The 15,007-nt window shown below is 44.0% G+C and carries 13 protein-coding genes; 10 read left to right on the forward strand and 3 right to left on the reverse strand.

The genetic code is table 11. The features are described from left to right. Positions 1–25 precede the first annotated feature (25 nt). From GCWU000325_RS09645 to GCWU000325_RS09655, 3 genes are all read left to right on the forward strand, one after another. Positions 26–1,471, forward strand: a complete 1,446-nt coding sequence (locus tag GCWU000325_RS09645) for a leucine-rich repeat domain-containing protein (RefSeq protein WP_006256392.1) — start codon at positions 26–28, stop codon at positions 1,469–1,471. Between the two features lie 65 nt (positions 1,472–1,536). Next, positions 1,537–2,997: a leucine-rich repeat domain-containing protein gene (locus GCWU000325_RS09650; RefSeq protein ID WP_006256393.1), complete on the forward strand. Its 1,461-nt coding sequence runs from the start codon at positions 1,537–1,539 to the stop codon at positions 2,995–2,997. A 57-nt stretch (positions 2,998–3,054) separates the two neighbouring features. Continuing rightward, complete coding sequence (locus GCWU000325_RS09655; RefSeq protein WP_006256394.1) at positions 3,055–4,491, forward strand: leucine-rich repeat domain-containing protein; 1,437 nt, start codon at positions 3,055–3,057, stop codon at positions 4,489–4,491. Between the two features lie 237 nt (positions 4,492–4,728). Here GCWU000325_RS09655 and mobC read toward each other — a convergent pair whose 3' ends face one another. From mobC to GCWU000325_RS09670, 3 genes are all read right to left on the reverse strand, one after another. Then, positions 4,729–6,732, reverse strand: coding sequence for a conjugal transfer protein MobC (gene mobC / locus GCWU000325_RS09660; RefSeq protein WP_006256395.1), 2,004 nt, complete (start codon positions 6,730–6,732; stop codon positions 4,729–4,731). Between the two features lie 84 nt (positions 6,733–6,816). Continuing rightward, on the reverse strand, positions 6,817–8,097 hold the full coding sequence (gene mobB / locus GCWU000325_RS09665; protein ID WP_006256396.1) for a conjugal transfer protein MobB: 1,281 nt from the start codon (positions 8,095–8,097) through the stop codon (positions 6,817–6,819). Then, positions 8,094–8,507 (reverse strand): plasmid mobilization protein, encoded by a 414-nt coding sequence (locus GCWU000325_RS09670; RefSeq protein WP_006256397.1) that lies wholly within the window; start codon positions 8,505–8,507, stop codon positions 8,094–8,096. The genes mobB and GCWU000325_RS09670 overlap by 4 nt, the downstream gene beginning before the upstream one ends. A gap of 568 nt (positions 8,508–9,075) precedes the next feature. Between GCWU000325_RS09670 and GCWU000325_RS09675 the strand changes: the two genes are divergently transcribed. The 7 genes from GCWU000325_RS09675 to GCWU000325_RS09705 all read left to right on the forward strand — a co-directional run bounded on the left by GCWU000325_RS09675 (position 9,076) and on the right by GCWU000325_RS09705 (position 14,911). Next, positions 9,076–9,867 carry a ParA family protein gene (locus GCWU000325_RS09675; protein WP_006256398.1) on the forward strand — a complete coding sequence of 264 codons (792 nt, stop codon included), beginning with the start codon at positions 9,076–9,078 and terminating at the stop codon, positions 9,865–9,867. Next, positions 9,864–10,385, forward strand: a complete 522-nt coding sequence (locus GCWU000325_RS09680) for a DUF3408 domain-containing protein (protein WP_006256399.1) — start codon at positions 9,864–9,866, stop codon at positions 10,383–10,385. The genes GCWU000325_RS09675 and GCWU000325_RS09680 overlap by 4 nt, the downstream gene beginning before the upstream one ends. Beyond that, positions 10,382–10,819: a DUF3408 domain-containing protein gene (locus tag GCWU000325_RS09685; RefSeq protein WP_006256400.1), complete on the forward strand. Its 438-nt coding sequence runs from the start codon at positions 10,382–10,384 to the stop codon at positions 10,817–10,819. The genes GCWU000325_RS09680 and GCWU000325_RS09685 overlap by 4 nt, the downstream gene beginning before the upstream one ends. Positions 10,820–10,822: 3 nt before the next feature. Then, positions 10,823–11,602 carry a hypothetical protein gene (locus tag GCWU000325_RS09690; RefSeq protein ID WP_006256401.1) on the forward strand — a complete coding sequence of 260 codons (780 nt, stop codon included), beginning with the start codon at positions 10,823–10,825 and terminating at the stop codon, positions 11,600–11,602. Between the two features lie 153 nt (positions 11,603–11,755). Then, positions 11,756–12,061: a DUF4134 domain-containing protein gene (locus GCWU000325_RS09695; RefSeq protein ID WP_006256402.1), complete on the forward strand. Its 306-nt coding sequence runs from the start codon at positions 11,756–11,758 to the stop codon at positions 12,059–12,061. A gap of 4 nt (positions 12,062–12,065) precedes the next feature. Beyond that, complete coding sequence (locus GCWU000325_RS09700; RefSeq protein WP_006256403.1) at positions 12,066–12,401, forward strand: DUF4133 domain-containing protein; 336 nt, start codon at positions 12,066–12,068, stop codon at positions 12,399–12,401. Next, positions 12,398–14,911 carry a TraG family conjugative transposon ATPase gene (locus tag GCWU000325_RS09705; RefSeq protein ID WP_006256404.1) on the forward strand — a complete coding sequence of 838 codons (2,514 nt, stop codon included), beginning with the start codon at positions 12,398–12,400 and terminating at the stop codon, positions 14,909–14,911. Before GCWU000325_RS09700 ends, GCWU000325_RS09705 begins: the two co-directional genes overlap by 4 nt. Positions 14,912–15,007: the final 96 nt, after the last annotated feature.

A 15,007-nucleotide genomic window follows, 5' to 3' on the forward strand; every position in this document is an offset into this window, starting at 1 on the left:
GTTTTCATTTAAATACATTGCAGATATGAAAAGAATAATACTTCTATTGATCACTTTTGTATTGTGCTATTCACAAAAGATGTATGGACAAGTCTCTTTCTTTGATGCTAATGTGAGCAAGTATGGAGAGCTGGAACGAGTCTTGGGTGAGAAATGGGACAAGATAGATTCGCTGGTCGTGCACGGTCCGATTAATGAAGACGATTTCAAAATCATGTGGAAATGTAGTTTTGAGGGAAAACTCACGGTGTTGAACTTGGAGGATACTCAGATCGAAGGACGAAAAATTCCAGATTGTGCACTATTTAACTATGAAAAACAGGATGCAACGATTTCTGTGCATTTGAATATTCGAAAAATTATCCTTCCTGGCAATCTTGAGGAAATCGGCAAATATGCTTTTATGAAGATGAAATTAGAAGAGATAAATTTTCCACGAAATCTTAGAAAAATAGGACGATCTGCTTTCGGCAATTGCCATTGGTTCAAGACCAATCCCGTGATACCTGAAGGGGTGACAGAACTTCCTGCTAGATGTTTTATGAATTGCCAATGTTTTGACAAAATAACATTGCCAACCTCACTGAAAATTATTTCGGACGACTGTTTCTATAATACAAGAGTAGCTGAAGTTAATTTCCCTGAAGGTTTGGACAGTATCGGTGATGGTGCATTTTATGGTTCTGATTTAAAGATAGCAGACTTACCTAATTCTATAACTAAAATAGCATCACTCACTTTCTCTATGTGTGACAGATTGCGCTATATACATATTCCAGAAAATGAATATATTGATTATATTCCAGATTATTTTGCTGCCTATGATGATTCTTTAGAGAGAGTTGATATTCCTAATACTATAAAAAAGATCGGAACAAGTTCCTTTGATGCAAATTATATGCTAAAAAACATCAAACTACCAAATGGTTTGACATACATAGGACAAGAAGCCTTTTGGTATTGTGCATTTGACTCAATTGTTTTTCCAGCCTCACTTGAGTATTTAGGTGGAGGAAGTAGTGCATATTGGAAATATATTAAAAAGATATATTCTCAATCCCCTAACCCACCATTCTGTGCAGAGGACTTGACAAACCCAGGGAAAGGACCTTTTCATGGCTTTACCCCCAACGATATACCAGTGTACGTTCCCATCGGTTCGGGAGAAAAATATCGTCAGGCTTTCGGCTGGAATTACTTCACGAATATCATCGAGACGGACAAGTTTCCAACCGGAATCGTTTCGCCTAAGATGGGCAACAACGAGCCTTGTAAGGTATATGGGAAAGACGGAAAGCTTTTCATCGAGCTTCCTAACGTGCCCGCTTCCCCTGTTCGGTATTCTGTTTACAGCATAGGAGGCACAATGATAGAACAAGGCTATCTCACAGCTTCATACACCCTGCAAATGCCATCAAGAGATACTTACATTGTACATGTCGGCAATGCTGTATACAAGATACTTATGTAGTTTTTGTATTATAAAAAAAAGATAAGTCTGTTTCAATTATATTTAAGACATAAAACATTGAGAGTATGAAAAGAATAATACTTTTGTTACTGCCTCTTTTATTTGCTTATTCTCAAAAGATGTGGGGACAAGTCAATTTCTTTGATGCCCACGTGAGCAAGTATGGAGAGTTGGAACAGGTCTTGGGGGAAAAATGGGACAAAATCGATTCATTAATCGTACATGGACCAATCAATGAAGCTGATTTCACAACGATGTGGAAATGCAGCTTTGAGGGGAAACTTACTGTGCTGAACCTGGAATATGCGCAAATAGAAAATAATAAGATACCTACGCGTGCACTTTTTAAGGTTGATAGGCAGGTTATTGATGACCCGAGAGCGTATCAAGGAGTTGTTTATCTGCCAATACGTCATCTGATCCTTCCTGAGGGTATTCAGGAAATAGGAGACTTTGCTTTCTCGCGAATGAGATTAGAACAAGTGAACCTTCCTAAGAGCCTAAGGAAGTTGGGCCGTTCATGTTTTTCAAGTTGCCATTGGCTGAGTACCGATCCTTTGATTATCCCGGATGGGATCACGTCTATTCCACCACAATGCTTTATAAATTGCCAATGCTTCAAGAAATTAGTGTTGCCCTCTACACTTAAAACCATCGAAGGCGCAGCTTTCTATAACACGAGAGTGGAAGAGGCAAACTTTCCGGAGGGATTGGAGTATATCAAAGGGTTGGCTTTTGAGGGTTCTGACTTAAAAAAAGCAATATTGCCAAGCACTCTCAAGGATCTATCTGAGTTCACTTTTTCTATGTGTCCTAAATTACAAGAAATCAAAATACCCGAGGGTGTTACCAAGATCCCCCTTGGCTTTGCTTCTTGGTGTCATTTATTGGAAGAAGTAAATATCCCCAAGAGTGTTACAGTAATAGAGGTTGATGCTTTTGGAAGCGATGTAAAACTCAAACCGATAGACTTGCCCGAGGGATTAAAACGCATAGAGCAGGATGCTCTTTGGTACTGTGCAATTGATTCCATCGTTTTCCCTGCTTCGTTGGAATATTTGGGTGGAGGAAGTTGTGCAAATTGGAAATACATAAAGAAGATATATTCTCTTGCACCAATTCCTCCTTATTGTGCAGAAGACAGAGCTAATCCCGGTAAAGGACCATTTCACGGATATACGCCGAACGGTATTCCTCTCTATGTTCCCATCGGTTCGGGAGAAAAATATCGGCAGGCTTTCGGCTGGAACTACTTCACGAACATCATTGAAACAGATAAGTTCCCAACCGGAATAATGTCGCCTAAGATGGGCAACAACGAACTATGTAAGGTATATGGGAAAGACAACGAACTCATAATAGAAATTCCTAATTTGCTCTCATCGCCTATTCATTATTCCATTTACAGTACAAAGGGAACTATGATAGAGCAAGGCAACCTTACAAAGTCTTATACATTAAAAATGCCTTCAAAGGGTGTCTATATTGTACGTGTTGGAAATACCACACATAAAATATTCTTGTAAGTCTAGCATCATAAGAAACAGGAATTAAGTTGGTTTTCATTTAAATACATTGCAGATATGAAAAGAATAATACTTTTGTTACTGCCTCTTATATTTGCCTATTCACAAAAGATATGGGGGCAGGTCAATTTCTTCGATGCTAATGTGAGCAGGTATGGAGAGTTGGAGCAGGTCTTGGGTGAGAAATGGGACAAGATAGATTCGTTGATTGTGCACGGACCAATCAATGCTGCAGACTTTAAGACAATGGTTCATTCTGCGAGAGACGGAGCATTGCGCATTATCAATCTGCAATATGCACAGGTTGAAAACAACAAGATTCCTGATTCTGGGTTTGTCGATTGGGATTGGTACACTTCCGGGCGCTATTTGGACATCCGTCGCATTATCCTTCCCGATGATATTACGGAGTTCGGATTCTGTGCATTTTTAGGATTGACATTGAGGACTATCAATATCCCTTCTTCGTTGAGAAAGTTGGGGGAAAGTTGTTTTGAGGATGATAAATGGCTCGCGGTAAATCCCTTGATAATCCCCGAGGGAATTGAGGAAATCCCTGTCCGATGTTTTCAGTGGTGCGATAATCTCAAGAAAATTGTTCTCCCCTCTTCGCTTAAAACCATTGATATGCTTGCTTTCTATTATGCGAGGGTGAAAGAGATGAATTTCCCCGAAGGCTTAGATAGTATCGGATATTCTGCCATATATGGTACGCATCTTACAGAGATAGTACTGCCAAATACTGTGAAAAGGATAGGAAATGCAGCTTTTTCTGACAACAAGAGATTAAAGAGAGTTGTCTTGCCTGAAGGACTTGCAGAAATCCCTCAAAGATTATGTGGTTTATGCTCAAAGTTAGAAAAAATAGAAATTCCAAAATCCGTGATAAAAATTAATAGCGGTGCGTTTCAATGGTGTTATGAACTTAAAACCAATCTCCCGCCGGAGATTAAATGGATCGATTGGGATGCTTTCAGCTATTGTGCCCTTGACTCCATCGTTTTTCCGACTACCATAGAATATATCGGAGGAGGAGCCTTTAACGACTTGACTTCCCTACAAAAGATTTATTCCATGTCACCAATACCGCCCATTTGTGCTGAGCATCCACTGGTTAATCCGGGAGATGGTCCCTTTGACGGATATACTCCCAATGACATTCCCGTCTACGTTCCCATCGGTTCGGGAGAAAAGTATCGGCAGGCTTTTGGCTGGAACTACTTCACGAATATCATTGAAACAGATAAGTTCCCAACCGGAATAGTTTCGCCCAAGGTGGATAATGGCGACCAATGCAAGGTGTATGGAAAAAACGGCAAGCTCGTCATCGAATTTCCTAACATGCCCGCTTCTCCTGTTCGTTATGCAATTTACAGCATGGGAGGCACAATGATAGAGCAAGGTTATCTCACAGCTTCACACACCCTGCAAATGCCATCAAGGGGTATTTACATTGTACATATCGGTAATACTGCACACAAAATATTACTGTAAGCTATCATTATAGGGCACTTGGTTCGGTATTCATTCTTGGGGAATATGGAACGGTATTGTTTACTGTTGAATAGTCAGAAAAACAACTCATTGTAGTTCTCTTGCAAATATGTGGCAAGGTCTTGTATGAAAAAGAGAGTGATGTCATGTGTTAATTCAAACTATAGGTTTTTAGAAGCTGCAATCTTCTGGAAATTTCTTATGGAAAATAGTTGGAGATATAATTTGGTAAATAGTCTACTCCTTGTTCAAATGGGCAAGAGCCGGGTCGGCCTTGATGCGTTCCTTCTCCGATTCCACAAGTAAGAGAATCTCTTGTTTGACACGTTTATAGTTGGCTTCTATGGTCTCTTTGAGATTGTCGGAGCCATCTTCGTTTGTAAAGTCTGCAATCGTAGGAATAGGTTCGTAGGTCTTTGTTTCTGCAGATACCTTGGCACTATCCACCACAATCTCAGCATGGAAAATCTTCTGCTCGATACGCTCGTCAAAGTTGTCGGACACCGCACCCACAAACATACCCTGTGTGAGATTACTGATTTTGCTTGCAGGGATAAGGCTGTCCATCTGTGTGGAGATAGAGGTGGATTTGTCGTTGCGGTTGATGGTCATGGACTGTCGTTGCTGAAGTACCTTACCAAACCGTTCGGAAAGCGTCTTAGCCGTCTCACCGACTACCTGCCCGGAAAAAACATTTCCCACCGTATTTTGAATCACCTTGCTTTCTTTGTCTCCATAGTCACGGGTTAACTGCGAAAAGTCCTGAAAGCCCAGACACACTGCTACTTTATTACTTCGGGCTGTGGCAATCAAATTATCAAGTCCACGAAAATAAATGGTAGGCAGCTCGTCTATAATAACCGAGGATTTGAGTTGTTTCTTCTTGTTGATGAGCTTCACGATACGGCTGTTGTAAAGTCCGAGTGCAGCCGAATAGATATTCTGTCGATCAGGGTTGTTGCCCACAACAAGGACTTTCGGCTCATCAGGATTGTTGATGTCAAGTGAGAAATCATCACCCGTCATCACCCAATAAAGAGCCGGCGAAATCATGCGTGATAGCGGTATCTTGGCACTGGCGATCTGTCCCTGCAACTGGTCCTGTGCTCCACCCTCCCATGCGTCCATAAAAGGAGAAAGGTAGTTGGCAAGTCCATCGTAGGAAGTAAGTATCGGGAATATCTGTGCGTAGGGACGGTTGAGAAATTCGATGGCATGGGGAAAGGTGCAATACTTCCCGTCCTCATAGATTTTCAGAAACCAGATGATGGCAGCCAGCAAGATAATCGGTGACTCCACGAAGAAGTCTCCCTGCTTCTGAATCCACGAGCGGTTGAGATTGAGCATAATCGTATAGGCACTCTCATAGGCATCCGATATATCCGTCATAAAGGCTGGATTGATGGGAGTGCAACGGTGCGACTTGCGAGGGTCGTCAAAGTTTATCACATAGAACTGTGGTTTTACCTTGTAAGCGTCCAAATGCTGGAGTAGGTGATTATAGGCTATCTCGGAAAGGTCTGGGAACTTGTAGTCGTAGATGTACATGGCAAAGCCTTTCTCTATCTGCTGCTTGATGTAGTTGTTCACGATAGCGTAGGACTTACCAGAACCCGGTGTACCGAGCACCATTGAGGCACGGAACGGATTGACTACGTTAATCCAACCATTGTTCCACTTCTTCTTATAGTAGAAGCGTGTAGGAAGATTGACAGAGTATTCATTCTCCATCAACCGAGTTTCCTGCATAAAACTCTCGTTCTCTGTATTGAAAACATCGTCCATCAGGTTGTTTTTGAGTAGTCGGCTCATCCATACGCCACCCATCAGCAGGCAGATATAGCCAACGGAAAGCGTAAAGATATAGAGCGAAGCCGCCCCCATCTTACCTATGGGCAATGCCAACAGCCACCAATTGAGAAAGAAAAAGACAAATCCGGAGAAAAGCACCGTCCAAATCTTCGGCCACGTGATTTTCTCTTCCTTTACGCCTTTTGTCCCCAAGCAGGAAAGGGCAAGGAACACCACACAAAAAAGTTTCGTCCAAAGAATGGAAGAAAACAATCCCGTCGTTCGCTGGAAATTTATCAGTATCTTATTGATGATACCAAGTGTGAAGTGCCACTGCTGAAATGCCTCGTAGCAGAACCAATAACAGTTGATAAGGAGGAATATCACCGATATGCCCCGCATAAAGTCCATAACTTTACCCAATGCTCTTAAATCATCTTCTTGTGCCATAATCGTATTGCTTTTATATTTGTTGTATTATCGTTATTTGAATTGCATTTGAATGTTGCTCAAACAAAGTTTGAAATACCTTACCTATCTTTTCCTCCGTCTGAGGTTGACTTTGCTTTGCCTGCGAAGTTTACGCTGCCAAGCCGCTTCTTTCCAATCATCGTTGCCCGTAGATACGAAAGAGTCCCCCACCATATCCTCTATGAGTTCATCGACAAGGTTATCACCCTCCTCTGCATTGGATTGTAAAGGCTGGACAGTTGCCGATTGTTCCAAACAGACAGAAGGACTGCCATACAGCGTCTTGTCCAAGAATGGGTTATGCGTTGGATTAGAGAAATAGGTGTTGAATACATTGGCGGCATATCCCTTGCCCAATCGTGAGCCATTGAGTACAACGCCCACTTTATCGTCAATGAATGTGATGCCATAGATGCGCCCGCTTTCGTTCTTTCGGATTACTGCACGCAAGCCTTGTTCTTCCAATCTTTGTTGTAGGGCCTTCTCTGTTTGAGGAGAAGAACACATCACTTCCAATATCCTGTGTCTTATTGCCGGTATCAGTGGCTTAATAGCTTGCTTTGATTTCTGTATCCTGTTCTGTACAGCAGTATAGCCCATACCACGACCAATGTCCGAGGCATGGATGGGTGTGCTTATTTTGTAGCCCTTGTCGTCAGTCGGGACATAGACAAGCCCATCGTATTTTCTTCCCCGAAACTCCGTCTTCACTTCTTCCACGGTAAGGTTGTATGCGGAAAGAACGGCATTCAGTTCGCCCAAGGAACAGAAGCGGTAATGCTTAAGCACCATGAGAAGAACGATTGCCACCTGCTCTCTGATGTTTCCTTTACCAATATCCACCTTGGGCATTTCTGCTTCCTCCTTATCATTGACCTTTGAACTCGGAATAAGGTTATATTTCCTCTCTAAGACATCGGTAATCTGCTTGCTTCGCCGTTTCTCAAACTTATCGTTTATCTTTCGTCCTTTGCTATCCACTCGAAGCGACACGATGTGGATATGCTCACGGGCGATGTCATTATGCTTGAACGCGATATAAGGCTGGTTGCCATAACCCAGTGCCTCCATATACTCCTTGGCAATCCGTGTGAGTGTTTCATCGGATAGTATCTCGTCCGGGTGAGGATTGAGGGAGCAATGGAACACCGTTTTCTTGGTACGGCATTTCTTGGGTATCAATGCTTCCATATCTGCAAACACCTCCTCCATCGTATAATATCCCTCCTTGTCCTGATACAACTCAGCGGCAAGGAGAATGCTTGCTTCCCCTTTCTCCACCTTTTTGAAGTTATAGCCGAGTGCCCCTCCAAGGTTCTCCGTTGCAGAAATCTTGGCAATCATTTCTTGCGGTAGTCTATGGTCAGACTGATAGCCTGCTCCTGTAAGGTGATAATTTGAGCCGACAAATTTTCTAATTTTTCAAGCATAATCTGTGCAGTCTTTATGCTGTGATAGCTGTTGATGGCACGCACGGCTTGGTTATACAGCACGCCAATCTTATGGATTTGCGTCGTCAGTTCTGAGAGCTTTCGGTAATATTCCACGGCAGATTTGTCCACCGTAATCACTTTGAAACTCTCTCCAAGGATACGACCACGCACAAAATCCGACTTGGTTTCCGCACCTGAACGCTGAAAGAGATCAATCGCTCGTTGCTGGTCTTTCGGGTTGGGCAACCGTACATGCCAGTTGTCCCAACGTGGCTTTTCTGCTACCTTTCGTCCTGAACTATGTTCCGTTTCCTTTTTCATATCCGTTCTGTTTTCTTAATTACGACTTTGGAGTAATTCATTTCCCCCTTCGGGGCAAGGTTTTTTGTGGTACAAACTGCGGTTTGTGTTACAAAGACACACCTTGCCAATATTAAGAGTTGATACGATTGAAGCATCCACCCTTATGGGGTGTCTGTTTCTAAGAGTATACCTCCATGTATTATTCTCGCCTGCAAAGTTACGGCGGATTTTCAAATAACTCATTATCAATGATATTCACTCTTTTTCCTTTCATTTCCCTGCATTTCCCCAAGGGTTGGAAATAACTAAATTACTGACTTATTTTGCAGTGGATTTAGGTCAAAACGTACCAATTTATCAACTCATCTACCGACCGACAAAACTCAGCTAAAGAGTTTTTCGGGAAGTTGGACAGACGGTAATAAAGTCTATAGATCAGTCAGTCAAAAAGTAATTATGACACTCAGTTAAAAATTCTGTCAGTTCAAGGCTCGATACCTATCTACCAACTCACTGTCTATCCGACTGACTGAACTCGGTCTGTAAGAAAGTAACAATAGAGTTAATCATACAATATTCAACAACGATGAAGCAGAAAGTTAAAAATCAGCCCGTCTATCTGGGCTTCGCATCACAAAAAGGAGGGGTTGGCAAGAGTAGCCTTGCCGAAATCCTCGCGTCCATTCTATATTACGAAAAAGGAATATCTCTTCTTGTCGTAGATTGTGACGGAACGCAAGAGTCGTTCTTCAAGTTGAGGCAGAGAGAACGCCGCGTGATAGAGGGAAGTGAAACCATTTCTAAACAGATGAAGGATTTCTTCACCAAGTTTGGGAAACATGCCTATCCCATTATTCGCTCGACACCGAAAAACGTCATTAAATATGTGAACGAATACATCAGGACGCATGATATAAAGGTAAACCTCGTAATTTTTGATTTTCCCGGTCATGCTTCAACCGAGGATTTGCTCCAACTCTCCATAGACATGGACTATATCATCACCCCTATAGAGGCGGATCCCCAATCTTTGGTGTCCAGCTTTGCCTATGCCAGGACCATCAGGGACTTGGGAGTCGGACTTAGCGATGCCCGTATCCGTGACCTGTTCTTACTATGGAACAAAATCAACCGTAGCGCCAGTTCCATCGTTATGGACTATTACACACAATATGCAAAGGAAGAGGACATCAGTATATTTGATGCCCGCATATACCATTCCGTGAGATTCTCCAGGGAATTGGAGTTAGGTGGCGTGAAGGGTGTCTTCCGCAGTTCTTACTTACCTCCGGCACTTACCTTACGCCTTCCTACTGGTATAGACTTGTGGGTGGAGGAAGTAATCGAAAAATGCCATCTCATTCCGGATAGCCTATGACCGCCATTAGTGAAGAACGAAAGAAAGTCCTCCGGAGCAAACTCAAGGAGATGGGCAATTACGGTGTACAGGAACGTTCTCCGGAAGAATCCCCCTTTTATGACCGGCCCACAGAGCTTGAGCGTGATTTGGAAAAACTCCAATCGGATGAACTGCAAGAAGCGAAAGAAGAAGAACCTGTTGCAAGGACTTCTGCAGCAGAACAGACAGCAGAACCTTTACGGGCTAAAAAAAATAAAGACAAAGGAAGCAGGGAAGATGCCCTGTCTGCCAAACTCTCTTTTGAGGAATATCGTGAACGCTACCTTAGCCATTCTCAATGCAGTAATGGTAAATCCGGATTCACCATTAACAGTGAGGTCTTGCAGTTGCTCAGAGATGTCCTTCGGGATGTCCGTGCAAAGACGACCCTCACTGCCTACATTGAAAATATCCTTCTTGAGCATTTGAAAGAAAACCAAGCCATGCTGAACAAGACAGCGGCACAGTATAAACGTAATCAAACACTTAATTTATGATAAAAACATTGTTATTGGATACATTTCTCCTCATGGGGATTATCTGGATGCTTATCAGCATTGTCTATTTCTGTATTCGCTTGGACAGGCTTTTGTCTTCTATGGAAAAACCTGTTGTGGAAACCATGGAGGAAACAGCAGAGGTAGTATTATCAGAAGAAGATACTTCTTCCCCTTCCGTACATTCGGACTACAATAGTTTTGAAGATTATCGCAATCGTTTTCTTCATACTTCACGCTTTCCAAGGAAAACAGCCTTTACCATGAATGTCGAAACCTTGCAGGTGCTTCGCAATATTCTACATGATTTGAATCAGCGTGTGTCTATGACTTCCTACATAGAGAATATCCTGCGTGAACATTTACGGGAACATCAGAATCTAATCAATGATGCAGCCGATAAACAGAGAAGTAAAACCACCGTAACACTGTAAGTAATGGAAACAATTCTATTAGATATTCTCCTTTTCTTGGGTGTGATATGGCTACTTTTAGGTATCGCATACCTCTGGAAAATCTGCTTACGACCAGTCCCCAAATCTGTGGATGAAACCACAGGAAAGCCTATTGTCACAAAAGAACAGGTAGAACATGCCAGGCACGTTTTGGTGGGCAGGAGTAAACCCTTTACTTCCCCGTCTGTCCCCGAAATTCCCGCTGTTTCCTCGTCTGAAAATTCAGCCGATAATCCCAGTACCTTTGCGACGCAAAATGTACGCAAGGAAGATGAAACAGAGTCAACTGTTACACCTCAATCCGCACCCGAACATACGGATGAAAAGGAAGAGGACAATGAAATGCAGGTTGACTACACGATGGACGAGTCGGACGAAGACACTATCATCCGTGAAGAACTGCAGATTGCAGACGATTCTTTACCCGAAGTCTCACCATCGGCAATTCTTACAAGGGACTTGTCCCGTATAAACGGCTGGCACAGGAATGACGATGCACTCAATGAGGAAAACGAAACGGAGGTGCAGGATATGCTGCAAAGCATACGAGGCACACAGCTCATGGACTACATTAAGGAGGCAACGCTCAAGCAGGAGAAAGACCATCAAAAGCTACTTGCTGCCATTCGCAAAGCGGAGGAAGCGGAATTAGAGGAAAGTAATATAAGCTCTTCTCCTGATTCTGAAACAGACTCAAACGTAGAGAGCAGCAACAGCGATGCTTCGGAAGATGACGAGCGTCCACTTTCATACTATCTGTAAAACTAGTGTTTTTTTCATATTGTACAGTGTTCGAGGGGTGGCTCAAAAGTAAAACAATCAAACTATATCTGTCATACGATAAAACCGAGCCACCCCTTACCACCTCTATCTAAAAGAAAACAATTCATTTAACAACATAAAATAAAAAGAACAATGAACAACAAAAAGAAAATCATGATGCTGCTGTCCCTGCTGACGGCTACCGCCGTAGGAGCATACGCACAAGGCAACGGCATGGCGGGTATCAATGAAGCCACAAAGATGGTAACAAGCTATTTTGATCCTGGCACAAAGCTTATCTATGCTATCGGAGCCGTAGTAGGTCTGATAGGAGGAATAAAAGTCTATAACAAGTTCTCAAGTGGCGACCCCGATACGAGCAAGACCGCAGCCTCTTGGTTCGGTGCGTGTATCTTCCTTATCGTGGCTGCTACAATCTTGAGAAGTTTCTTCCTGTAAAGCGATGGCAGCATTTGAAATCAACAAGGGTGTAGGCCGGACGGTGGAATTCAAGGGCTTGAAGGCGCAGTACCTCTTCCTCTTTGCAGGAGGCTTGCTGGCAGTCTTTATTCTTGTGGTCATTCTCTATCTCTGTGGAGTCAGCCAAATTACCTGTCTTGTCATAGGTGTAGTGGGTGCCAGCTTTGTGGTATGGCAAACGTTCACCATGAACAGAAAGTACGGGCAATACGGACTGATGAAGAAAGGAGCGGTAAGGATGCACCCACGCTACCTTGTGAACCGCCGTACGGTCTGCCACCTTATCCGTAACCTTCAACCAAAGAAAGCGAAGAAATGAGAAATAAAAGCAAGATAACCACCTTGGAATCTAAGTTTCCGCTGCTCTCCGTAGAGCAGGGCTGTATGGTGAGCAAGGACGCTGATATCACGGTGGCTTTCCGTGTGGAATTGCCAGAACTCTTTACCGTCACTTCTACAGAATACGAAGCAATGCACTCTGCCTGGCATAAGGCAATCAAGGTGCTACCCAATTACAGCATAGTACACAAGCAGGACTGGTTCATTAAGGAGGACTATCAAGGAAAGCTCTCCGATGGCGGACTGAGCTTCCTTGCCCGTTCCTCTGAACGGCACTTCAACGAGCGTCCTTATCTCCACCATTCCGTTTACTTGTTTTTAATCAAGACGAACAAGCAGCGTATGGCACAACAGAGCAATTTTTCCTCTCTCTGCCGTGGACATCTGCTACCAAAAGAGATTACCAACAAGGATGAAGTGATGAAGTTTATGGAAGCCGTAGACCAGTTCGAGCGTATCATCAACGATACCGAGCAGATAAGGATTGTCCGCATGACTGAAGAAGAGTTGGTTGGCACAAATGAAAAGGGCGGTCTCTTGGACCGTTATTTCTCCCTCTCGGAAGAAGGACACGCCTCGTTGGAGGACATCCGTCTGGGCGCAGACCTTGTGCGTGTGGGCGACAATCGCCTGTGCCTGCATACGCTTTCTGATACGGATGACCTGCCGACAACGGTCAGCACGGACAGCCGATATGAACGGTTATCCACCGACAGGAGCGACTGCCGTCTTTCCTTTGCCTCTCCCGTGGGTCTGATGTTGCCCTGCAACCATATCTATAACCAGTACCTCTTCATTGAGGACAGCGACGCCAACTTGGAACGCTTTGAAAAGCAGGCAAGGAACATGCACTCGCTGGCACGCTACAGCCGTAGCAACCAAATCAACGAGGAATGGATACAGGAGTATCTCAATATCGCCCACTCACAGGGACTGACCTCCATCCGTGCCCACTTCAACGTGCTGGCATGGAGCAGCGATAAGGAAGAGCTTCGCCAGATCAAGAATGACGTGGGCTCTGCACTTGCTCTTATGGAATGCCACCCACGTCACAATACCATTGATGCGGCAACGCTCTACTGGGCGGGCATACCCGGCAATGCGGCAGACTTTCCTGCAGAAGAGTCATTCTATACTTTTATCGAGCCTGCTCTCTGCTTCTTTACGGCAGAGACCAACTATAAGGACTCGCTATCACCCTTCGGTATCAAGATGGCAGACCGCCTGTCGGGAAAACCTGTTCATCTGGATATATCGGATTTGCCGATGAAAAAGGGAGTCATCACCAACCGTAACAAGTTTATCTTGGGACCTTCGGGCAGTGGTAAGTCTTTCTTTACCAACCACATGGTACGTCAGTATTACGAGCAAGGGGCGCACGTCCTCTTGGTCGATACAGGAAACTCGTATCAGGGATTGTGCGAACTCATCCACCGCAAGACCAAAGGCGAAGATGGGGTTTATTTCACCTACACAAATGAAAGCCCGATTTCCTTTAATCCCTTCTACACCGACGACTATTTCTTCGATGTGGAAAAGAGGGAGAGTATATGCACGCTGTTGCTTACGCTCTGGAAAAGTGCCGATGAGCATATCACCAAGACCGAGGCGGGCGAACTTGGCTCTGCCGTGAACTCGTACATCGAGCTGATATGTGCAGACCATAGTGTTACGCCCTGTTTTAATACTTTCTATGAATACCTGCGAGACGTCTATCGCAAGGATATGGAGAAACGGGACATCAAGGTAACACTCTCGGACTTCAATATCAACAATCTCCTGACAACCCTCAAGCAATACTATCGAGGGGGACGTTACGATTTCCTTTTGAACTCGGACAAGAACATCGACCTGCTCTCCAAACGCTTCATCGTCTTTGAAATTGACCAAGTGAAGGACAACAAAGACCTCTTTCCTGTGGTAACGATTATCATTATGGAAGCTTTCATCAACAAGATGCGCCGATTAAAGGGTATCCGCAAGATGATACTCATTGAGGAAGCGTGGAAAGCGATTGCCTCGGCAAACATGGCGGACTATATCAAGTACTTGTATAAGACGGTCAGAAAGTATTTCGGTGAAGCTATTGTCGTAACGCAGGAAGTGGACGATATCATCCAGTCGCCCATTGTCAAGGAAAGTATCATCAACAACTCCGACTGCAAGATACTGCTTGACCAGCGCAAGTACATGACCAAGTTCGACGGCATACAGGCGATGCTCGGCTTGTCTGAAAAGGAAAAGAGTCAAATTCTCTCCATCAATCAGAACAACGACCCAAACCGACTCTACAAGGAGGTGTGGATAGGGCTGGGCGGTATGCAGAGTGCCGTCTACGCCACGGAGGTGAGCATGGAGGAATACCTGACCTACACCACGGAGGAAACCGAGAAGGTGGAGGTGATGAACAGGGCAGCACAGCTCGGTGGAGACATCGAAACGGCTATTCGTCAGCTTGCACAAGAGAAACGGGCTGCACGAAATCGTTAATCGGACAAGACATGTAAAGAATGTATTGGTTTAGTCAAACGTAGACAAATAATGCTCCAAACGTGGATAAACAATTGGACAAACGTGTCCAATCAA

It is taken from the genome of Alloprevotella tannerae ATCC 51259 (assembly GCF_000159995.1).
Lineage (GTDB): Bacteria > Bacteroidota > Bacteroidia > Bacteroidales > Bacteroidaceae > Alloprevotella > Alloprevotella tannerae.